18 protein-coding genes are annotated in these 23,204 nt (G+C 45.8%); 4 read left to right on the forward strand and 14 right to left on the reverse strand.

The window, feature by feature from the left end:
• Positions 1-179: 179 nt before the first annotated feature.
• From RID53_RS02825 to RID53_RS02875, 11 genes are all read right to left on the reverse strand, one after another.
• Positions 180-1,550 carry a tetratricopeptide repeat protein gene (locus RID53_RS02825; protein ID WP_446386676.1) on the reverse strand — a complete coding sequence of 457 codons (1,371 nt, stop codon included), beginning with the start codon at positions 1,548-1,550 and terminating at the stop codon, positions 180-182.
• 213 nt (positions 1,551-1,763) lie between these two features.
• Entirely contained in the window at positions 1,764-2,291 is a 528-nt protein-coding gene (locus RID53_RS02830; protein ID WP_446386677.1) for a 2'-5' RNA ligase family protein, read from the reverse strand.
• A 229-nt stretch (positions 2,292-2,520) separates the two neighbouring features.
• Positions 2,521-5,550 carry a hypothetical protein gene (locus RID53_RS02835; protein ID WP_446386678.1) on the reverse strand — a complete coding sequence of 1,010 codons (3,030 nt, stop codon included), beginning with the start codon at positions 5,548-5,550 and terminating at the stop codon, positions 2,521-2,523.
• 19 nt (positions 5,551-5,569) lie between these two features.
• Positions 5,570-5,821, reverse strand: coding sequence for a hypothetical protein (locus RID53_RS02840; protein ID WP_446386679.1), 252 nt, complete (start codon positions 5,819-5,821; stop codon positions 5,570-5,572).
• 127 nt (positions 5,822-5,948) lie between these two features.
• Positions 5,949-6,875 (reverse strand): hypothetical protein, encoded by a 927-nt coding sequence (locus RID53_RS02845; protein ID WP_446386680.1) that lies wholly within the window; start codon positions 6,873-6,875, stop codon positions 5,949-5,951.
• 158 nt (positions 6,876-7,033) lie between these two features.
• Positions 7,034-7,813, reverse strand: a complete 780-nt coding sequence (locus tag RID53_RS02850) for an RNA polymerase sigma factor SigF (protein ID WP_446386681.1) — start codon at positions 7,811-7,813, stop codon at positions 7,034-7,036.
• Positions 7,814-8,301: 488 nt separating this feature from the next.
• The gene (locus RID53_RS02855) at positions 8,302-8,757 is read right to left on the reverse strand and encodes a DUF2996 domain-containing protein (protein WP_446386682.1); all 456 of its coding nucleotides are present in this window, start codon (positions 8,755-8,757) and stop codon (positions 8,302-8,304) included.
• A gap of 105 nt (positions 8,758-8,862) precedes the next feature.
• Complete coding sequence (locus RID53_RS02860; RefSeq protein WP_446347326.1) at positions 8,863-9,123, reverse strand: MoaD/ThiS family protein; 261 nt, start codon at positions 9,121-9,123, stop codon at positions 8,863-8,865.
• A 38-nt stretch (positions 9,124-9,161) separates the two neighbouring features.
• Complete coding sequence (locus RID53_RS02865; protein WP_446386683.1) at positions 9,162-9,350, reverse strand: hypothetical protein; 189 nt, start codon at positions 9,348-9,350, stop codon at positions 9,162-9,164.
• 19 nt (positions 9,351-9,369) lie between these two features.
• The gene (locus RID53_RS02870; RefSeq protein ID WP_446386684.1) at positions 9,370-9,822 is read right to left on the reverse strand and encodes a hypothetical protein; all 453 of its coding nucleotides are present in this window, start codon (positions 9,820-9,822) and stop codon (positions 9,370-9,372) included.
• A 533-nt stretch (positions 9,823-10,355) separates the two neighbouring features.
• On the reverse strand, positions 10,356-10,967 hold the full coding sequence (locus RID53_RS02875; RefSeq protein WP_446386685.1) for an N-acetyltransferase family protein: 612 nt from the start codon (positions 10,965-10,967) through the stop codon (positions 10,356-10,358).
• A gap of 587 nt (positions 10,968-11,554) precedes the next feature.
• On the opposite strand from RID53_RS02875, the gene RID53_RS02880 reads away from it, so the two are divergent.
• A complete protein-coding gene (locus tag RID53_RS02880; RefSeq protein ID WP_446386686.1) occupies positions 11,555-15,244 on the forward strand; it encodes a response regulator in 3,690 nt (1,229 codons plus the stop codon).
• Between the two features lie 121 nt (positions 15,245-15,365).
• On the forward strand, positions 15,366-16,139 hold the full coding sequence (locus RID53_RS02885; protein WP_446386687.1) for a DUF3747 domain-containing protein: 774 nt from the start codon (positions 15,366-15,368) through the stop codon (positions 16,137-16,139).
• 317 nt (positions 16,140-16,456) lie between these two features.
• Here the strand turns inward: RID53_RS02885 and RID53_RS02890 are convergent, their stop codons facing one another.
• Positions 16,457-17,671, reverse strand: a complete 1,215-nt coding sequence (locus RID53_RS02890) for an FtsW/RodA/SpoVE family cell cycle protein (RefSeq protein ID WP_446386688.1) — start codon at positions 17,669-17,671, stop codon at positions 16,457-16,459.
• 206 nt (positions 17,672-17,877) lie between these two features.
• Between RID53_RS02890 and RID53_RS02895 the strand changes: the two genes are divergently transcribed.
• Positions 17,878-18,024 (forward strand): hypothetical protein, encoded by a 147-nt coding sequence (locus tag RID53_RS02895; RefSeq protein WP_446386689.1) that lies wholly within the window; start codon positions 17,878-17,880, stop codon positions 18,022-18,024.
• Positions 18,025-18,035: 11 nt separating this feature from the next.
• Here RID53_RS02895 and RID53_RS02900 read toward each other — a convergent pair whose 3' ends face one another.
• The gene (locus RID53_RS02900) at positions 18,036-18,692 is read right to left on the reverse strand and encodes a hypothetical protein (protein ID WP_446386690.1); all 657 of its coding nucleotides are present in this window, start codon (positions 18,690-18,692) and stop codon (positions 18,036-18,038) included.
• Positions 18,685-21,735: an N-6 DNA methylase gene (locus tag RID53_RS02905; protein WP_446386691.1), complete on the reverse strand. Its 3,051-nt coding sequence runs from the start codon at positions 21,733-21,735 to the stop codon at positions 18,685-18,687. The genes RID53_RS02900 and RID53_RS02905 overlap by 8 nt, the downstream gene beginning before the upstream one ends.
• Before the next feature lie 609 nt (positions 21,736-22,344).
• Between RID53_RS02905 and RID53_RS02910 the strand changes: the two genes are divergently transcribed.
• Positions 22,345-23,127, forward strand: coding sequence for a Uma2 family endonuclease (locus tag RID53_RS02910; RefSeq protein ID WP_446386692.1), 783 nt, complete (start codon positions 22,345-22,347; stop codon positions 23,125-23,127).
• The last annotated feature ends 77 nt before the right edge of the window (positions 23,128-23,204 follow it).

Raw genomic sequence — 23,204 nt, forward strand, 5'->3', positions numbered from 1 at the left:
CATCAGGCATTTCTCCAGCGTTTAAATCCGCAGGCGTAATAATGTAGGGGCGCACTGACGTGCGCCCAGAATTGTTTAACGCTACGCTATTAAGCTGAGGGCGACCCGATCCAATTGAGTGGAATAGTGTTGTTCATTGATGCAAGCGGGTCGCCCCTACAGGGGATTGTCTTAATAAACTATTGCCGCAATTTTTTCAGTGTTTTGATCACTTCCTGGGATGACTTCATATCCCCTTGCTCATAAAACACCTTCGCGGCTGTCTGAAAATCGGCAATTGCCCGTGGCTTATCCCCCAAACGACGATAAGCAAATCCCCGACAGGTTAACGCCGTGGCATTATTTGGATTATGCTGCAATGTATAATTAAACGCTTCAATGGCGCCGTGGAAATCTCCCTGATTTAACTTGTGTACGCCGATCTTATGGTACTCTTGAGGCGTGGGTTCATCCATTGCCACCGATACAGGTTCTGGAGAAAACGGAGTCGCCAGAGAGAGGGTTTTCACCGTTTCTAAATCCGCCATCGCGCCTTGGTAATCCCCCATCGCTGAACGCACGGTACTGCGTTGGTTATAGGCGTCTGTATAATTCGGATCAAGATTCAAAACCTGATTATAGGCATTCAGCGCTGCTTGATAATCGCCTAATTGATAGCGTAAATTGCCTTGAACCATTAACCCTTGAATCAGTTTCGATTCATCATCCTCAACGGCGTCGGGTTCTTGATTCAATGTATCAGCAATCTGTTGAAAAAATGCCTTCGCCGCCACGGGTTCTAGGCGCATCGCTTGGTCAAAATCTTCAATACTTCCCCAATTTTCCCCTAACTGCAACCGCACATAACCGCGATTCAAATACGCTTGAGCATCATTGGGATTCAATTCTAAGACATGATCAAAATCCGCGATCGCTTCCTGATACGTTCCCAAGGCGATGTGATTCATCCCCCGGTTAAAATAAGCCGCCGCCAGATTCGGGTTAATCGCTAAAGCGCGATCGCAATCTCCAATCGCCTCTTGATAAGCTTCTACTTCAAACCGAGCAATCCCTCGATTTAGATACCCTTCCGCTAAGTTCGGATTAATCCGAATCACTTGATCACAATCCGCGATCGCACCCTCATAGTCTTCTAATGCCAACCGCAGCATACTGCGATTCAGATACCCTTTAGCATAATTGGGATCAATCTGCAAGGCTTGATTATAATCTTGCATCGCGCCCCAACGATCATTAAGCTGAGCTAGAATCAAACCGCGATCGCTATAAGCTTGGGCATTTTGGGGATTAATCCGCAGCACTTCGTCAAAATCCTTGATCGCCCCCAAAGCATCTCCCTGACAATAGTGACTCATTCCCCGATAATGGTAAGCCTGCGCCAAATCGGGATTAATCTGCAAGGCTTGATTCAACGCCGCGATCGCACGGCGATAGTCCCCTTGCTGAAACGACGCGATTCCCTGACTCAAAAAGGTATCGGCGTCAGATTGCACATCCTCCATCCCTGCTGAGGGATTCTCGGATAGTTTAGAATTCCCTGATACAACCATAGTCTCGTCCTGCTGATGCTTGTCGCTAGTCATGTCCGTTAACCGAACAAGTTCTCCTCTTCTTGTTTCGCAGGTGCGATCGCTTCATCCGGATTCGTCATTTGTCTTATGTCATTCGTCATTCGTCATACTCGCTATCGCGAGAAGCAAGCTAGGTCATTCGTCATTTGTCGAAACGCCCAACTGCTCACTGATAACTGCTCACTGATAACTTCACGGTGCTAATTTCCTGACACTAAGGGTTTGCCATTTGTCCACATCGTCCCGACTCCGAACCGGTTCTGGTGTGGAAATGGCTCTGACTTCATCAAAGAAAACCTGACTGTAGGGAATAACCACCTCTGTGGCTAATTTTTTTTGAACGGCTTGATCAAGATGCTGGTAAAGCAAACTTAAATGGGGATTGAGAACATAAGCCGAGGGGTGAGCCGAGTTACGACGCAATGTTTCTGATATCTGCGTCAGAATTGCCGAGGAGGAAAATTGCACAAATAATGTCTTGGTATATAAATCGCTATAGCCAACCTGACCAATATCTAGCATAAATCCAGTCACATTTTTTACAGCCGTTTCGATTAATTCATCAATTGATTCATCAGCCGTATAGTTACCAGAATAGATGGTGACGTGAGGCTCAAACCTGGGCGCATTATGGGCTTGAGATAGAGAATTTATCATCTCTTGAAAAAAGGGTCGATAAGCGACTGACGGGATCAGCCAAAACGATATTTTAGTATTCATTGGGTATCTAGGGCTTGCTGAATAAGCAGCCAGAAAAACAACCGATGGATTAATTAGTGATTTAAGGATGAAAGCCCCCACGCTCGATTCAGAGTGAGGTCAAGCGGATATCTTTAGGATGCGATCGCGGTTAGGATTAGGGCGGGTTGCGTTGTTTAGTTTGAGGTGGGTTTCCTCATTTTATCCCTAAACCCGCCCCTACAAGTAACTGATGATTGTATGGGTAAATTCATAACTCATCCTCAGAGAAATCTGACAAATCCGGTGGAATCACAACCCGATCAACCGAAACTTTATGACTTTCCCGTTCACTGTTTAAATCGACAGTAATGGCTTCAAACCGAATTTCCACTGTACCAAAAGGTACAACTAACTGGGTTAATGCTTCTAATTCCCCCGATTTATTTGGGCTTAAATCCATTAACCAACGGGGTCCATCAAGTAGGGAGCGACTTTGACGATCTTGAACCCATAATTTAACGCCTAAGCGAGCCGAATGAGGATTCAATTTAATCTTTACTAGCACAGGTTCCCCAGCCGCTAGTTCCTGAGTCGGGATGAATAGTTGTGGTGTGGGTAAGGGCGTCCCTAAGTCGAGTTGAGCCATGTCAGACGTTCTCAGGTGCGATCGCGCTCCTGTTTCTGTCTCAACGGTTCTTGAACCAACTGGCTGAGACGCTGAAGATTCGGTAATCGAGGGTTCATCCTCAACCACAATTTCTCGCTCCAACAATTCCTCACGATTCAAGGGAGGATGATCGGGTTGGACAGGGGGTTCAAGTTTCGGGATCTCCTCATGATTTAGACTCCCCACCTCCTCGGTGTCTTCATCCCACATCGATTCATCAAAGCCATTTAATTCTTGATCGTCATCATCAGAGGATGGTGGAATTTCTTCAGGTTGAGCAAATAATGGATCAACCTCTGGCTCGGATAGTTCCCCTTCCAACTCAACCAAGTCCTCCCTAGGGGGTAACTCCACTTTCAGCCATTCGGCTAAATCCGTATCCGTCATTAACGCATTTAAACGCCCCCAGAATCGCTCATTCAGGTTGAGTTCAGTGAAAGCGCGATCAACCGCGATCGGATCTTGCTCCGGGGGTGCAGCATTGGACATGGCGGCTGTTTTCCACTCGGATAAGTCTGGATTCGCTATCTCCTCTCCCTGGGAGGATTCGGGTTCCGCCTCTGGTGTTGAGATCCAGACATCGGATATCTCGGTGGACTCTGTAGAAACCTGTTCAGATGTTTCTGCTAAGGCGGCGAGATTGTCCTCTAGGAGGGGCGTTTCATTTGAGGGTTCAGTAGACTCAGTTCTGCTTTCCGCCTGCACAGAGGCTTCAGTGACAGCCGTATTAGGAACAGAGATAGTCTCGTTGGTTTCCCCCTCGCCTGTTTCCTGTACCAGAGATTCGGTGACTGATGAGTCTATTACGAAGTCTTCTGTTGTAGCGTCGGGTGCTGAAGGTGTTGTTTCAGTTGTCGGTTTATCGGTGGGTTCAACAGCTTGCGATCGCGTTTCTGTTTCTGGCTGGATTTCCTCAAGGGATTCTGATGCTTTCCCTGGGGTTGGTTTGGGCTGAGAAAAGGTAGGCAAATCCAGCGATTTGGTTAATCCGGGCTGGGATTGGGGGTGATAAAGCTGTGGGGGTAACGGTTGATGGGATGAGGGTTGGTAGATTAAAGGCTTACGGCTGTTCGGATTATCAACCAAATCAAGAAATATCTGATTCAGAGAAATTGACTGTGACTTGGGTTGTGGGGTAGAAACCCCAGGAGTTGTGTCTTCCGATTTTGTCCAATTTCCTGATTGAACCGCAACTAACAATTCATCTAAATCTACCGTGACTGTAAACGGTTGACTGGCTAATGCTGTCCCCGTTGATTCGTACAGGTTAAGTTTTCCTAGTAATAAACAGGTTTTGCTGTCTGAGGGAATCTCTAGAGTCTGGCTAAACGTGACAGGAAATGCGGGTGCAGCTATGGGGGTTCGGACATCCACGACAACCTCTCCGGTTTGCGGATGACGTAATTCGTAGTGTAGGATGCCCTGAAACTGATTTGTCTCACTTAGGACAGTTTCCCTAGGGTCTAGCGGATGCACCTTTAACTGATCCACCTGTCCGGCTACAGTCAGAGATTCTCCCCGTTGCGTGACTAAAGCTTCCTCCTCTAGGGTTACGATTAATCCTTGCCATGACGTATCTTCCTCTGGGGAAAATTCGGATTCTGGGGAGATGGGAATAGGCAATTCTGAGGACTCAGACGCTTCAAATTCTTTGATTACAGGATCGAGTACCTGTTGCAACACTTGCTCTAGCACTTGCAGGGATTGATCCAAGATGGGATTGGAGATAGGAGATTGGGAAGAGGTAGAGGTTGGAATCGGGATATCGGGTTCAGGATTCTCCAACTCAGGTAATGCTTCCGGTGAGGGAGAGGTGGCTTTTGTTTCTGAGGGTGTCGTTTCCTCTCTATCGCCGATTTTGCCATTTGTTGGCTGGGAAACGGCGTGTTCTGTATCCGTTTGAGAGGTGTCTGTCGCCGCTATAGGGGTATGGGTTTGGGGTAATGTGATTGTCTCAGTTAGAGTAGGTAACTCAGATGGAGAGGGGGATGGGGTGGATTGGGCGACAGGGTGAGATAAGTCGAGTGAATCATTATCCACATCCGCGATCGCAGGTTGCTCTTGTGTGGGAAGAACCTCTTCTGTCTCTGGGCTATGGAGGGACGTGATCAATGGGGAGTGACGTTCCTCAGGATGCGCGGAGTCATTATTGACCGTTTCCGGAGTGATCTGATGTCCTTGTGCCTTCTCTGCGCTTTCTGCCTTATGTCCTCTATAGTCTGCCTCTAAAGAGTCTTCTACCTTCGCGCTGAAGCCTTCTACCTTATTGAAAACCTCACTCACCTTAGGTACAACCGATAACTGTACCGTTTCCTGCCAGGAATTGCCCAGAAAATCGGACATAATATCGCCACAGCAGCGCAACTCCCATAGACCGGGCTTAAGATAGGTAAAGGGAATAATCACCATTAACCCATCAGGGTTAGTACGGCGCGATCGCTTTTGATACCGTCGCTTGGGTGGTGTTTCATTCGTATCGGTATGCGTCACGCAAATTTCCACATCGGTATTGGCGCGACTCGAATGAGCCACTACCCGGTATCGACCCACATCCAAGTCAAGCTTAGGGGATTTGATCGGTAACCAAGTGCGATCGCCCTCTTTTTGGAGTAGAAATTCCCAATAGTCCATAATCGTTAACGATTCTTCATTAAGTTTTGAGTAGGTTATAGTGGGTCAAAATTTGGTTAACTCGTTCTTGACTCACCACATCCGAATCATCAGCATGTTGAATCCATAACCCCTCTACTTGACTTTGATTGTAATCAAACGTCTGGGACATTTGGGGGATTAGCTCAACGTCTACTCCTTCTACTTGCCGTAAATGAGCCGCCACCTCTCGATAAACGGCTAAAGGTAATCTCGAACCAGATACATAGTATCGTAGTGATTGGCTGGTCACAGGCTATACGTTTCAATTCAATCGTTGACTTTCTCTTACCCAATACTACTCCCAGTGAGATCACAAAGAGACGCGCCATGGCACGTCTCCCAAAATACACTCATTAGCAGGTAAGCCTAACCAACGATCACGCGGGTGGTGGTGGCAAAGCGGTAGAGGATTCGGCTTGTGCTGGAGTTCCCGCAGGTCCTTCACCAACCTGTCTAGCCACTTCTTGACCATATTGCTCCAGAACAACCACTGGTGTCGGACCGCGATTCACTTCAATCCGTTTAACCAGAACTTGTCCGTTGGAAATCCTTTGTCCTTCTTGGACGTAGCGGCTTGGTTCATTGGGAACTTTGACAATAGCTCGAGGCACATTGCCAACTTGGACTACGCCCTCAACTTCCACTTGCCTAGCTAGTGTAGGATCTGGTAATTTTGGCAGTTCGGGAACCAAGGGAGGAGGTTGCGGAACCGGACTGCCACTGGCTGTCGCACTACCTGGTTGCCCACCATTACCACCATTACCACCATTACCACCGTTGGCACTCGTTCCCCCTGGTGAGGTTGCGGCTCCTGGTACTACATTGGAACCGTTGCCACCTGTTCTTCCTGTGCCACCTGTGCCACCTGCTTCTCTGCTTTGATTGCCACCGCCTGGACTACCTGGACTACCATTACCCGTCCCCCTCTGAACTGGAGGCGAGGGGACTCGCGGAACAACAGGTACAGGTCTAGATCCTCCTTGTGCTTGAGGATTAGGCGATACGGTTACTTCCGGTTTTAGGGTCAGGGTAGCAAAGGGATCGCTGCGTCCTTTTTCTACTTTTCTCACTTGCTCCTGGGGTGACCGACTTCCAATCAACCCGGCTGCTGCTGGCAATCTTGGCTGTGCGCCTACATCAGGATTGGCAAAGGGCGCTACCTCTGGTGCAGCGGGTGACTCGCTTGGCGATTCCTCTGTCGTCGGCTCTGGCACTTCGCCAATTTGTTCAGTATCGTCCCCCTGACAACCTCCTATGTACAATGCTAATACTGTGATCAACCCAACTAATAATTTTTTATGCATGATCGAGTCCCCCCATAGTTTTACAGAAGACACCAGACAGAACACCCCAATTAGAAATAAATTTCAATTATTTTCTCTACTTACTATTATAGTGAAAGGGTTGGGGAGGCTTTGACTACAACTGTTAGTAGCGATCGCGCCATCATCTTTGATCCTTACTATTCCCCACCATTCATAATATTTTTCATGGCGTTGAGTCCTTTTTTCAGGCGGCGAGACACGGTTACCACACTAATATTCAACACTTCTGCCACTTCTTTCTGAGTTAAGTCATGTAAAAAGACAAATTCCAAAACCTCGCGAGTCCGTTGTTCTAAGTGAACCAGCGCTTGTTGCAGGCGAATTTGGTCTTCTTGTGCCAGTTGAAAACTGCGATATTGCGGATCAGGGACAATATCACCCAAACTGGTTGTGCCGTCTTCTTCGTCACCAACAGGCGTATCTAGGCTCAGAGGTTCTCGATTCTGATGCGCTAGCTTAATTTCTTGCCATTCAGCTAGAGGAATGTCCAGAGCTTCCGCTACTTCTGCATCGGTGGGTTGGCGATTGAGTTCCTCTCGTAACTGGCGAATAATAGCGATAGACTGCTGTTGTAGGGCTAACCAGCGCCGGGGGATACGAATACAACCGCCGCGATCGCGCAAATAGTGTTGAATTTCACCACGAATGTAGGGAATAGCAAAGGAACTAAAGGCATTACCCTTGCTGGGAGCAAATCGCTCAATCGCTCGAATTAGACCTAGACAGCCAACCTGTAGCAAGTCTTCATAGCTTTCGGTGCATTGATTGACCCAATAATGAGCTTCTCGTCTAACTAGCCCAATATTGAGATACACTAGCTGGTTGCGAGTCTCTGCGGATTTGGATTGCTGATAGTCTCGCAGCAATCGCAGGCTTTCGTGTTTTAGTTCTTGTTCGTGGGTAATGGAAGTCAGCATAGCAAAAGTAAGGGGGTAGAAGCGTACTTTGAGTGAGAACCCTTAACTCAAGCCAGCGGTTCGGTGGGAAATTTGCTGCTGGAATCTAGAGGTTCGGATCACTACAGGTCAGGATCACTAATAGATTAGCCAGCTACAGCCGTTTTTCGCAAGTACGGCTACCACAACGCCAGGAAGCAGGAGTAGGGTAAACCCATGAGCTAACGTTTTGGCTAATCTCCAAGGAAAGCAGTCAGTACACCCTAGTATCGCACTATGTTACAGCAGGACTCCAGTTTTTGGAACAAAATGTAGCTGAAAGTTCTGAGCTTGTATAGTAGTTTGTCGAAAGCATACCCCATTCAGTTAAGTATAACTCATATTTGCGATCGCTCCAGAGAAGCCTAGTGCAGTGAGCAGGTAAATAACTGAACAGCTCCCCCAGCTCCCCCAGCTCCCCCAGCTTCCCCAGCTTCCCCAGCTTCCCCAGCTCCCCCAGCTCCCCCTAACTAATTTCTTGCCAACCATTTCTGGGCGTTCAATCGCTGTATGGTATAAAACACCAGCAGATCGAGAGACACCTTGCGTTCGTCAATCATGAATGACTCAAGGGTACTGGGTTTGGCTCCCTTGGGCGCACAGGAGAAGGCTTTTTGCTCCTTTATATCCTCATCGGGGAAATATACGTTAAATTGACGCTGACCATTAGCGAAGCGACCAATGACTTGCCAGCAGTCTGGCTGGGTACTTAAACCGGGAATCGGATATTTTTCCTTGACAAAATTCACCTCTACATCATCGACACCTTGTTCGCTAAAGGCAGTCTTTAACGCGGGTAGGTACTCTTGTTCGATAAATTCCGGGAACGGTTTGTCCTCAGGTGCTGGCGGTTTCTCTTTTTTGGCTTTAGAGGATTTAGATTTAGCCCCTTGAGCGTCCGGATTAGATTGGTTTTTTTCTGGCATAACGACTCACTTGCAGGTTTTTCTGATAATTTCTCTTTATATTTTTACAGAAAAAGGAGCCATCAATTAACCTGTTGCCCATCTCTTCGCCGAAATTCCTAGGGATTAACCGCCACTGACAGGGGGGATTAGGACAACCTCATCTCCTGCTTGCAAAATCGTATCCGGTTCAACAAACTGGAGGTTGATACCAAAACGAGTCAAATCCCGCCAGGGTTTCAGTTGAGGATGTTCGGCAATTAAGCTATCCAGAAGGACAGATACAGGGGTTTGGGCGGGGAACTCCCGTTGAAGTTCAGGGACGCCGTAAGCGTCTTGATAAGCAGCGAATAGTTTGATGGTGACACAAATCAAAGGTTCAGACATCCAGCTTAATCCGCTAAAGCTCCAATTTTTTCTTGATCCTAACCCGTCTGTGGAAATTCTCCCTCATCTCCCCCATCTCCCTCATCTCCCTCATCTCCCTCATCTCCCCTCCTCTGCCACACTACTCTAGTGCAAGACGGCAGAAATAACTGAACAGCTAATATCTCCCCCTGCTTCCCCTGCTTCCCCTGCTCCCCCTGCTTCATCGTATCTACGAAGCTGCTCAAGTATTTCCGCAGCACTACTCTAGGCTGTGCGACGCACTTTGATAACCGTTTGAGGCAAGACTCCCACCAACAGAGAAAAAGCCTCATTCGGTAATTTAGCAATTGTTTCCCCGTCAAAGAAGCCCTCAAACTGCTCTAGCATCTTTTGGGCGCGTTGCACGGGAACTGGGTTATCAGTAATTTGCATCGTTAATCTCACCCACTGTCGTCGAATCAGATATGCCCGCTTTCGTTCGTCTGACGATTCTGGAGAGAGTAAAGAAATATTCCCCACAGGTAGTACCCTTTGACAGTCCAAATCGAATACTCCGCCTACCGCAGAACCGGGTCCGGCAAATTCAGCATGATAGCGCTTGAAGAGAATTAAGCCATTCCGACGCCGAGGATTAACGATCAGCAACTGTGGATCGTGAAGCTGCTGAAGAATTTTTCCTTCCGGTGAGTCGTGGGAATTTGGGCTTTGTTTATTCATGCCACTAGAGCCTTGAGCGTTGGCGAAACTATTGGGGGGGCCAGCACCTCCTCTTCTTCGTAAAGAGCTGTTTGGCAACGCTGGTTATTTTCGCTCTCCATTTCAACTCGTATCGCTTAATTTCAAGGGAGCAGGGATGCACCCAGGTTGAACGCACAACTAATCAATTTATTTGGTTATCAGTCTTTGATAATAACCAAGAAGAGAAGTTTTGGTGATCATCTATGTTGAATTACCCTATCAAACAAACTCAGATCGGCGTCATTTGTTGCTTCTCGACAAATTTATAACTCTATTTTATGGCATACGGTTACAGGTATAGGTTAGGTCAATTCCCTACAGATGCCTGAATTGGGACAACATACGCCTCTTTGTTAAGAAATTTTATGAAGATTCTGTGAAGAAGCGGGAACGTTTTTTAAAGAAATGGTAAAGCTGGATCGAGACACTCGATTCCCAAAGGCGGCAAAGTGGAGATTATTTCCCCAACTGTGTCACTTACCGTCGTGAGGAAAAAAATCGTCTTAGGGTGGTTATCCAGGTGTTCCCGTATTTAAACGCTTGCGTAATAACAAACGTTGAGGATGGCGTCGCCAGAGACTGTAACTCGGCTCTAGATGATGCAGTTGATAGCCCATTTTCAGGTAAAGTTGCCGCGCTTGATCGTTACTATCTAGGACATGAAGGTAAAGATTGGGAAAGCCCCATGCTAAGGATTGACGCTCGCAAGCTAGCAGTAATTGTCCAGCCACACCCCGTCGCCGACAACACCTTCTGACCGCTAAATTAGAAATGTAAGGGTAGTGGTGACCTTGAGGTTGCCAGGATGGGGGAGAACGGAGGGCAATTTCGACAGTGCCGACGAGTAGCCCGTCAGTACTATCGCCAGAAACATCAGGGTTGAGAGCAACAAAACAGGCATAATGGGGAGAATTGGCACGCAGTCGATTCCGCAGATCTTCATAAATTCCTAATCGCCAAATTGGATAAACCAAACGCCAGAGTCCCCGTTGCGAGTGAAAGCTATCCGCTAGAATTTCCGAGAGCGCCATTAGATCTGGGTCTTTTGCTCTCCGGATCATTAAGCGGGAAGCATCCACAGCCAGCGTTTGCTGAGCTTCAGAAGCAACTTTGTGGGACGTCACAAAAGAAAAGCAGGGGTTCACCATCGCAAAAATATAAAGAGCGCCATCACCACTCCCTTGGGATTAACACTTAACCAGAAATCATCGTCTTTCGTTTCTAGAACGATAGTATTGTACAAGTAGAGCATTGACGAATCACTTCTTCCCACAGCGCTTTCCCAGGGGCATGACACCATCATAAAGCCGATCAAGGCGCAGCGCTTTGCGTCCTCAAGGTATGCTCGACCCCCTAAATTTTCATGATTCGCCCAAAATAGAGGAGTTAGGCGCGATCGCATGACTCTTATGGTAAACCAAAAACCAAGACGCTCAGACCAAACATGACTATTCGGCAACTTGAGGCAGAATACAACCATACTGGAAAACAAAAATTAAAATCAATTGGGGTGTACCACTAACTACCGTCACAATAGCCAAATTGCCGTAGGACAAGTAATATGCTTCCTTTAGCCCGTCGTGATAATCGAACTACACATCCCTGGAGTCAGAGAGTTCTCATCGAGCCAGTCATTGCCAGCCGTAAAAATCTCTAACGTGCGTGCAAACTGTTTTTATTCGCAAAAGCTCTGGCAGCAGGAGAGCGGTGCATGAGATCTCAATCCACACGAAAGCCTAAACTTCTGGTTGTTGATGACGAACCCGACAACCTGGACTTGCTATATCGAACATTCCATCGCGACTATAAAGTCTTGCGGGCGGACAATGGTCCTGCCGCCCTAGAAATTTTGGAAGCTGAAGGAGATGTGGCTGTCATTATCTCCGACCAGCGTATGCCACTAATGAGTGGTACGGAGTTTCTCAGTATCACCGCTGCTCAATACCCTGATATTATCCGGATTATCTTGACAGGGTACACCGATGTTGAAGACCTGGTTGAAGCCATCAATGCGGGTAAAGTATTTAAATACGTCACCAAGCCCTGGAATGCCGAGGAACTCAAGTCAGTCGTGCGGCAAGCCATGGACACTCATAATGTCCTTAAGTCCCGCACCAGTGAACTCTGTCGGGCGTTGCGTCGGGAAACCCTGCTGAATACCGTAACCAATACCATTCGCAATGCTCAGTATGACAAAAGTGGTAGTTCCCCGCTTAAAGACGTTCTCCAGCGGATTGTTGAAACGGTGGGTCACTTGCTAGAAGTCGATGTATGCATTCTTCGTCCCTTCCAGCAAGAGCAGTTGGTCGATGAATGGTTTGTCTATCAACGGCAACTGAGCGACTCAGGTGGCGAAACTTCAAGGTTTAGAGACAATGGTAGGCAACCCTTATCACCGAACCATTCACCATTCGACTTAGCACAGCCGCAACCCAACTCCTGTACCATACAAACCACGGGTGAAGATACAAACGCGACCTCATCGCTACCGCCGCTTTTAACTCAGACAGTTTGGCAAACCCATGAAGTTACCGTTATTCACGATGTATTGACAGATGAACGATTTAATCAGGATAGTCCTGAAGGCGAAGCTCGGCTACAGGCGTATCAACAGGCGAATATTCGCTCTAGCTTAGTCGTCCCCCTGATTAGTCAACAGGAATTGGTGGCTGTCATGGCATTACACCAGTGTGTAGAACCCTATAGCTGGCAAGATGACGAAATTCAACTCGTCGTGATGGTGGCAGACCAAGCTGCCATGGCAATTTCCCAGGCACGGGCGTATGAACAGCTACACGCCTTAGCGACGCAGCAAACTTTAATCAACACAATTACTCGCGCTATTCGTTCTAGTCTTGATCCCCAAGAAATTTTTACCGCGATTACTCAACAATTAGGCGTTGCTCTCAACGTTGATGGTTGTGTTCTGTCTTTGTGGAGTGAAGACGATGAGTTTGTTCAATGTGTGGGCTTGTATGATGGGAAATCGACAAAAGTAGTGGGAACGTCGGTTAATCATCATGATCAATCTCCAGAGAATAATCAAGTCACTCTGACTCATTCCCCTACTTCCTCCATTGAATCTGTTTCCTCCACTCAACTTCCTCTGTCAGCTGTTCCGATTGTCGGCAATCCCGTATTACGGCAGCTTATTGATACCCAAGCCCCAGTGGTGCTTGATGATTTGGCAGCCAATCCCCAAATGAATGGGTCTGACCTACCCCTGCGCCAAAATGCCCGCGCCCTTTTGGTGGTGCCTTTATTAGTTGATGGCAAAATTATTGGTAGCATTAGCCTGCGACAAACCGACACCCCACGCCACTGGTTGCAATCCGAAATTGAACTTACCCAAGCGGTGGCATCCCAAGCGGCAATTGCGGTTCAGCAATCGCGACTTTATCAAAAAACGCGACAGCAAGCCGAGCGGTTAATGGAATTAGATCGGCAGAAAACGGAATTTTTCCAAAATGTTTCCCACGAATTCCGCACGCCCCTAACCCTGATGATTGGACCACTAGAATCGGCAATTAATCAACATCAGGGATTACCGTATGAACAAAGTTCAATCGCACTGCGGAATTCGCGCCGCTTGTTGCGATTAGTCAATCAGCTATTGGATTTACAGCGACTCGATGCAGGACGGATGCAACCGAGTTTCCGTCCCTGTAATTTAATTGAATTTATTCATCAAATTGTTGAAACATTTAAACCCTACTGCGAGAAAAAAAATATTAATCTCTTGAGCCAGGTCATCCCTTGTCCTGAGATTTATTTAGATATAGAAAAATTTGACAAGGTATTATATAATCTCCTGTCAAATGCGATGAAGTTTACCAATGCTGGGGGAAGTATTACCATTACCGTTAAATCGACGGACAATAAAGTTTGTCTAAAAATTTCCGATACGGGTATTGGTATTAGTAAAGAACAACTTCCTCATTTATTTGAACGGTTCCGACAAGCAGAAGGCTCAGTCAACCGCAGTTATGAAGGCAGTGGTTTAGGATTAGCGTTGGTGAAAGAATTAGTAGAACTCCATGGGGGAGAAATTGACGTATCCTCGGAACAGGGAAAAGGAACAACATTCACGATTCATTTACAACAAGGAAAAGCTCACCTCCCCGTCGAGCAGATTGTAGATGTTGCCACAGAAATCCAGTCCAGTCGGGCATTGGTGGAACTGGCGGACTTGGAGTTGAATTCCGTCGGGGAACTCCAAGAGCAACCCGAAGCCGAACCTCAAGAGCCGGGAGATGCTTATTTGATTGTTGATCCACATACACCTTTGGCGGCGAAAGTAGCGCGAATTTTGGTCGTTGATGATAATTCCGATTTACGGGCTTATGTGGGCAGTATTTTAAAGCAATCGGGGTATCAGGTATGGACAGCACGGAATGGGGAAGAGGGATGGCAAATGACGCAGAAGTGCCATCCTCAGCTTATCGTGACTGATTTGATGATGCCTGTGATGTCAGGACTGGATATGATTCATACTATTCGGGGTTCCCAGGACTTTAAGGGAATACCGATTATATTGCTCACGGCAAAAGCGGATGAAGCCAGCCGGATTGAGGGAACAGAAAAGGGGGCAGATGCCTATCTGTCGAAACCGTTTAATGACCGGGAATTGTTGGCAGAAGTCCGGAATTTGTTAGCGCTTAAAGAACAAGAGCAGCGCGTGGTTGAGTTAAATCGATATCTAACTGAGTCGGTACTGAAGCGCTTTTTACCCCCAGCTATGGTTCAGAAAGCAGCACGGGGAGAATTGGCACTGGATTTACATCCAGAACCTCGCTTGGTTACCTCGTTGTTCAGTGATATTGTTGGATTTACCGAGTTGTCGAATACCTTGCGATCGCGTCGAATTGCCGAGTTGCTGAATGAGTATCTGGCAGCCATGACCCGTGCGGTGTTTGATAATGGGGGTACAGTGGATAAGTTTATGGGGGATGGTATTTTAGCGATTTTCGGCGCTCCTGAAGAATTAAGTCCTCACGAACAAGCTCGACGGGCAATTGCCTCGGCACGACAAATGTTGCGATCGCTCGATGAGCTGAATCAACAGTGGCAAGCGAGGGGATTGGTGGGTAATGGAGGACCCCCGCCTGTACGATTCCGCTGTGGGATTCATCAAGGAACGGCGGTAGTGGGCATGTTTGGCGGAAATGAACGAACCGACTATACCGCGATCGGTCCTTCGGTGAATATCGCCGCCCGACTGCAAGAAGCCGCTGAACCGAATTCAATCCTGGTTTCGGCGTCAGTTGCCGATTGGTTAGACGATGACGCGATCGCTAAGTATCGTTCTCTTAAACTTAAAGGGGTAGATGAGACAGTCTTAACCTTTGCCGTTAACCCTGTGCCAGTAAATGCCAATTCACCCGATCAGGGGAGTCGTTAGAGCCGGGGAAGTTGGAGAGTAGGGGGAGCAGGGGGAGGATGTCAAATACTAGATTAGGAATCTTTGCAGCGCTCACTACGTCTATTTTTGAATGTAGAAATTTTCGACAACCACACTAATTATGAAACGTTTACGATGGCTCAACGTTGGAGTTCTAACGACGGCATTTCTACTCACCGTCGGATCTTCAAGTTCCCTAAAGGCAGGCACATTTGATAGTCAAGAAGTCAATTCTGATAATTTTATTGCCGTTGCTGCTCCTTTCGGGGATAACAAGTATCAATTACTGATTATCGAACAGCGCTCAACCCAACGCGCTTGCTGGCAGGAGGTGGGAAGTAATCCCGCGATCGTTGACCCGTTACTGCTCAATTTTGACTTTACAGGCATTTGCGGACGTAGCACTGATAGTAATGGTTATTCGATTCGCATGGAGGGTCAAGATTTAGGATTAGACTATTTGCTCAGACTTGTCGAGCGTGACGGCGAGTTAGTTCTCATTGGTACAAATCGGATGAATCGTCAAGCTCCCAAGGTAGAAATTGGCAGAACTCGAGGATTGAGTAATGGCAATTTCCTCAAAATTGAACTTGATCCCGGTTGGCGGTTCACGCGACGTGCTTATCAAGGTCGAGCATTAGGTCATATCTATCTAACAAGCGATACAACGGTTCCAGCAACACCAGCCGTGAGTCCTCCAAACCCGGTAACGCCAGCAGTACGAGAACCTGCACCCGCAGAAACTGAGCGGGAGTTTATTTTCACAAAGCCAAGCGAGGAAAATACTCCACCCTCCGTAACTGTACCAACCCTAGACAATCCAGCCACTAATCCTCAAACCCTACCCCCTCCTGCTTCCAATCAGACTGTGCCAATTTTGGAAGAGTTAAGGTAAGTGTTGTGTAGGGGCGGGTTTCACGACTAATTATTTCTTGCCTCACCTATAGCGCTACGCGCTGGCGTATTTACACATTAGAAATGGAGGCTTTATCAGGAGTCCTTTAGAACATTTGTACTGTAACTACGCGAGAGGATACTGCTATAGATGTGACTAAACCCGCCCCAAGACTGCTCGGATAAGCTCCAATTTCATTTACTCTCCCCTGCTTCCCCCGCTTCCCCTGCTCCCCCTGCTTCCCCCGCTTCCCCCGCTTCCCCTGCTCCCCCCGCTTCCCCTGCTCCCCTCGCTTCCCCCGCTTCCCCTGCTAACCGCTAATCTCTCATCCTCTGTAACTGCGTTCTCTGTCGCCTACGCCGCTGAGGTGGTGATTGGCGACGGGCTTGTAAAGAAACGACTTGAGCCTCACTACTTTCTCTGGCTACCCGAATCAACAATCCAGCCGAACACAAATTGGCAATCATGGAACTTCCCCCATAACTAAAAAATGGGAAGGGTAAACCCGTAGTCGGGAGAACCCCTGTGGCGACACCAATATTCAACAGCGACTGACCGACAATTACAATCATCGCTCCGATCGCGACTAACCGATGCACAGGATGACGGGTTTTCAATGCCACAATTGTTGCCAAGGTAGCATAAGCTACGATCAGCAGCAGCAACAACGTACTGCCGACAAAGCCAAATTCTTCAGCAAATACGGCAAAAATAAAGTCGGTATACTGAATCGGTAAATAAAACAACTTTTGTTGGGATAGACCAAACCCTGAACCCCATGTCCCTCCCGAACCCACCGCCAGCAGGCTTTGAATCAATTGATAGCCGTCATTCATCGGATCAGCCCAGGGATTAAGAAATGACATCACCCGACGCCGCTGATACTCTTTGATGCTGATACTAATCGTTGCCAGTAACACGCCTCCCAAGGCGGTTCCTCCTAAGTAGGAAAAGGGCAACCCCGCCGCCAGTGCAATGAGCCACAGCGTCATCCCACATAGCGCCGTTGTACTCAGATTGGGTTGGAGCAAAATTCCCAACAGCACTAGGGCAAACATCCCTAGCCAGAACAGGCGTACTCGCACGGAAATCTGTTGCCATTGCCCAAAGATGCAAGCACTCTGAAGGATCAGAAACGGTTTAATTAATTCCGAGGGTTGTAGGGGAACAGGACCCAGGGATAGCCAACGGGTTGCGCCATTCACCGTCGTCCCCACACCGGGAATTAGGATGATCAAGATCAACCCCAATAACACCAGCATTATCCAATGGGCAATTTTGAGGATATACCGTAAAGGCGATCGCACAAAAAAGTTAAAGGCGATCATGCCCAGGGTAATCCAGATGAGCTGTCGCTTAAAGTAATATAAACCGTCACCAAACTCAGCATCGGCACTGGGATAGGATGCCGAGAACAGCACCGCTAAACCCACCAATAGCCACAGAAAGGTTAACCAGCGCAATAGACGGGCATCGATTCCCCAGTCCTTAGCCGAAGGATGAATCCATGAAATCAGGTTACGTAGAGTCACTAATCGTCAAATGATTACTCTCAATTAGGGTAACGCAACCGGAGGCTACCATCCAGTAAGGGAGCTGCGTAAAAATAAAGTACCAGTGAGGAAAGCTGTCTTCATCAACTCAGCTAAGCTTGATTGGTATATTATTAAGCCGCAAGTCCCTAATCCTTCGTGTTCGTAGTTGCGCTGTCTTCGTCGATTTGCCTCAGATCACCAAAATGCTCAAACCTATATTGTTATCGCGATCGTGTATCGATGGATTAATCCTACTGCTTCTAGCCAGAGTAACGCCTCTAGATATTGGCTTTTTTGTGAATTCAGGGTTAAATCGGGTGAACAAGGATTCCTCGGTTATCTATGGCTGAGTGCAACATTTCTACTGCCAGGAGAGAAATAAATGAAGCAGGTTTATCGAAGAGTTCTGTTTGTTTTGACGATGACGAGTGCGATAAAGGTTGGAATATTCGCCAAAGCTATTCTCTGACATCAAACTTTCCTCGATACAAGTTTCTTGTTTTGTTTGTTCTAGTCGGTCACCAATTCGATCAATACAACCCTTGGTGTTACCATCAATCACAAAACCTAACATAGCAGCACATCCATGACGAGGACAGTAAATACCGTTAACAAAACGCACAATGCCTTCTGTAATATATTTTTTGGCTAACTCTCTGTCTTTACCTGTTGTCCTGCTACTCACTCGTTTACACTCCATACCGAAGTATTCTGCTTCATCAAAGCTATAGATAATTTTTATATCAATTCTGCCTTCTGGTTCAACTGAATCTGGTGAAGACAAAGTGCCAACTTCTGGTTCAATTCGGAGCTGGCTTTTTAACCCCGGACGAGAGTTCTTTTCGGATGTCATCGCTCTCCGTAAATAGCCAGCGATTTTGGGTTCGAGCATTGTTGGAATAACCTCATCAATAGTTATGACCTTTGACCAAGCAACCACAGTGATATTTAAAATTGTGGCAATAATATCTACAGATATGTTTATGGTCGCTTGTCCAACTGCACTCGGTTCATCCAATGGGAGCATGACTTGTTCTTAAATACTCAGACAGTATAGTATCTGCATCATTTAAACCAGCAGAACGAGTCCAATAAATACGTTTAGCTGGTTTGACGATGTAGATATCTTTTCCTACATAAATTCGCAAGTTTCGACGAGTATAAATGCGGTCAGCGATTTGCTGCGGTAATTGTTCAGCAATTCTCTTAAGAACTGCTTCTAATTTATGTCCTGAAATAGTTTGTACAATAGGTGGCTGATTAGAGACAGGAACTATACTGAACTTGACCACCTGTAATGGTGCTTTACCAACATCAATAACCTCAGCAACTATTTGCCTTTCATTTAGTGTTTGTAGAAATGGTTGAATGACTCCGATTAACTGTGTGGCATACCGGGTTAACTCATCATATTGAGTTCGTATCAATGCTAGAGACTGCTCCCTATTCATATAGAAGTCGATAGTTATTTTATTTGTATCTTCAACTAGAATTCGTTCGGTTTCATCCAATTCATAAAGCTGAAACACTAATTGATCTAAAGTGAGTTTTAAATTAACCTCTGAAGAACTGCCATGTAACTTGCACAATTTTCCTTCTATATCAATGATCTGATTAACTAAAGTTGAATTTTTAGAGGTAATTTTAGGAATAGGCAGACGCGATAAATCCTGTGTCATAATTTTCTTTCTTTCTACGCCCCAAGAAGAAGCCGTCATAAATATAAAATAACTTGTTACTGATGAATTAAGAACAGCATTTAGATAATGGGCTGTAAATTCTGAGTTAACTGGAATGCCAGAATAGCTCATCGTATAAACTATATCTTCAGAGCTAAAAGCAGCTATAACATTACTCGATTCGATTTTTTCTGAAACAACTATCAGTGGACTTCTATAAATATTGGAATTTCTCGGCGATTCTAATTTGGAATAAGCAAACTCTTCCAAGTCATTGGGATTAATTTTATATCTCTGCATCAGGCTGGAAGCAAGAATCTTTTTCCCATATAGATAGGATGGAGATTTTTTTCTTTTATTGCCAACTTTCAGTCCAGCCTTAGGCGGACTACCTGCTATTTGCTCAATCTTTTCATAGGATGTCCGCAAACGTTGAATGAGTGATAAATCTCTAGCAGATCCCCATGTAGCAATCTTAAACATATCAGCATCATGTGCAACATCATATGCTGATAATTTCTTTATATTTTCTGATCCCATTTCGATAATTCCATGGCGTCTAAAGTCTACAGATCGTTCTGGACATACAAAATAAAACGAATTATTATGTTTCGTTTTATTTAATTCTGCAATCAACACTATAGCTGGCGCTTCAGACTTGGGAAATAGGTTATCTCTGTATAGCTTCAGCAGGTTAATAATTACCTTTGGTTTATATCTCGTTAAAATTTTTTTCTTGGCTTCTTGAGCATCTGGATGATTACTAAAAAAACGTTGACCGTGTAAAATTAGACCAATTTGAGTACGAGTATTCGCAAAATCACCTATACGCCACAAAAATGCTTGATCCGGTGGTGTACCGTAAGCTGTAGGATATCCTTCGGGGTATCCCATTTCAGGACGCTTACGATTACAGTATGCTGATGCCGATTTAGTTGCTCCCGACTTTGTCCAAGGTGGATTGCCCACAATTGCACTAAACTGCTTATGAGCAAAAGGTTCTATTCTATTGAATTCTGCCCCTTCATCAAAAGCATCACCAATAAACAAATTTTTCCCAATAATTTTTTCAAATTGTAAATCCTCTGAAATACCAGGATTTCGTTCTAATTCATAATCTAGCTCTAAAGCTGTAAGATATAAACTAAACGCAGCAATTTGAATAGCTTTTTGTTTTATATCTACACCATAAATTTGATGATAGAGAGTGTCACGAACTAGCTGACGGTAATTCTGCTCTCCACTAGCCAAACGCTTCACCACTAATCGTCGTAAAGCGTCTACTAAAAACACGCCTGAACCACAAGCAAGATCGAGAACTTTGGCATTGCCATCAAGTTCTTTAAAGACTTCTGATAGAACTATGTCAACTAAATTAATTGGTGTATAGTGGGTACTATGCTCTTTAGCTGACTTGGTATCTTCTGCATAAATAAACTTCTCGTAAATCGCACTAATTAACTCAACAGGAATTACTTTAAAGTTATAGGCTCGCCAAAGGCGTAGTTGACCTGTTTTCAATTCTTGCAGCCCACCGATAAAGTTTTTGAGCACTTCTAAATGCTTTAGCTGCACTCGATTTATCTCTTCGCTGGATAAGCTAAATAAGTCTCCATTAAATGTTCTTTGTATCCAGGAAAATAAATGCTCAGTGGCTGACTTATTCTCTAGGATTTCTGTAAAACTATTGAATCCGAATTGTCGCTGTAACAACTGAGAATCAAGGATTTCTCTATCTTGAAGATAAGCGACAAAGATAGACTGAATCAAAAGACTCTGAGCAACCGAACGGTTTAACCTTTTATCCTCGACTAAAATCTCTTCCGTATCGGTTAAATCTTTAACCAAAACCGCATCAACTCTTTGCTTGCGATCAATTTGCTTAGCTTTTTCCCATTGCCAAAATTCACCTGACTCAATTTGGATACGGCTGGCATACTGATTTAATTGCTTCAATCCAGTTTCAGTCTGCTGAAAAATCTCAATCAGATGTCGCTCTGGATTATTTCTATCGTTTTCTGTCGGTTGAGAATAGCAGTTATAGAGTAAAACCTTAGTTGGAGTCACAACCCACAACATTGGAGCTAAACCATGATTCCAAGACAATTGATGCAACCGAGCTAGTTCTTGAGGCTCAGGATCTGATTCTCGCAGTTGAGTAAAATAGATGCAAGGCGATCCACATAACTCAAAAATTGCTGTAGCATTTAACTGTTCAGGGTTAATAACTGCACTGTATTTAATCCGTTTATCAAGTTGTTGAGGATTACTACGAAGTGATGCCGCTGGAATAACGCCAGATGTTGGAATGCCATTCCGATAGAAGCCTGTTGCTTCCATAACTTGCAAATATGAAGTTGTGACCGCAGTTTGGGAAGACATACCGCTAACTCCATGGGATATCTAATTCGTCACTAACTTGTCAACTGGATTTATAGCTCCTAGACGAGTCCGCTTGTCAAAGTCTAAAACTTGATTCTTTTCAGCTTCCCGGTATAGCTCAGTAATTACATCACCAACTGGACCAACTTCCCGAATAACAACCCGTCAAGGCTATGGTTTCCGGTCGGTTAAATCCGCTAACCACAAAGAACTCCTGGATATCACAGTTAGGACAAGAATAACTCGATTGTTTTAATTTTAAACCGAAATTAAAACATTTATTTAAAATTTTTCACTAATGTATAGGTATAACCCTCCTCAGTCCACCTCTACATCCCCGTGACAAACGTTTCTTTCACACATAGCGATCGCGTCTCCACAACCCAAACTCTTCATAAATCCACCAGCCATACCAGCGCCAGAATCATCCTCACCTGTACCATAAAGTTGAGAGTATTACCCAACAGCCAGAGAATCGCGATCGCAGGATTCAAGGTTAGCCGTTTCACCGAACAGGTAGATCCCCTTAGACTGTATAGAATAGTACGATTTCTGAGATCTGACGACCAGCGACTAAACTAAAAAGTAACTACCTTCCTTAGTGTTCCTATGACGCCTAGCCAGAGTTCAGACGCCACAACTGAAAAAACTGCCCAAATTGAACCCGAAGAGATTATTATTCCACCATGGGATTTGTGGAGTGATGAACCGCCCTTGGAAAGCGATCGGCATCGAGATCAAATTGAACTACTTTTGGCTTGCCTGAAATGGTGGTGGCGAGAACGTACTGACTTTTATGCCACTGGGAACCTTACCATTTATTTTAGTCCTGACCACATCACCACAAGAGACTTTCGCGGACCTGATTTTTTTGTCGTGTTGGGTGTGGAAAACCGACCTCGAAAAAGTTGGGTTTTGTGGGCAGAACAAGGAAAATATCCCAATGTGATCATTGAACTGCTTTCGGATAGCACAGCGAAGGTGGATCGAGGGGATAAGAAAACACTGTATCAGGATACCTTTCGCACACCCGAATATTTTTGGTTTCACCCTGACACCTTAGAGTTTCAAGGATTCTGCTTAGTTCGAGGTGAATATCAGCCACTGGAATCAAATCAGCAAGGCTGGTTATGGAGTCAACAGTTACAATTATTTTTAGGAGTGCATCAATCAACCCTGCGATTTTTCAGTTCAGAGGGACAGTTAGTATTAACGCCAGCAGAGAGGGCAGAATTAGCCCAACAGCAGGCTGAAGCTGCACAACAGCAGGCTGAAGCTGCACAACAACAGGTTGAGTTAGAACGACAACAACGAGAACTGGCACAACAACGGGTTGAGGAATTACTCGCTAAACTCAAGGAGCTAGGGATTGACTCTGATACAGAAAATTAAGTAGCTAAATAGGGGCTGCTGAATAAGTCTTGTGGTGGGGAGAGGCAATAGGGAATAGGCAATGGGCAATGGTTTTA

Source organism: Coleofasciculus sp. B1-GNL1-01 (assembly GCF_040220235.1).
GTDB lineage: Bacteria > Cyanobacteriota > Cyanobacteriia > Cyanobacteriales > Coleofasciculaceae > Coleofasciculus.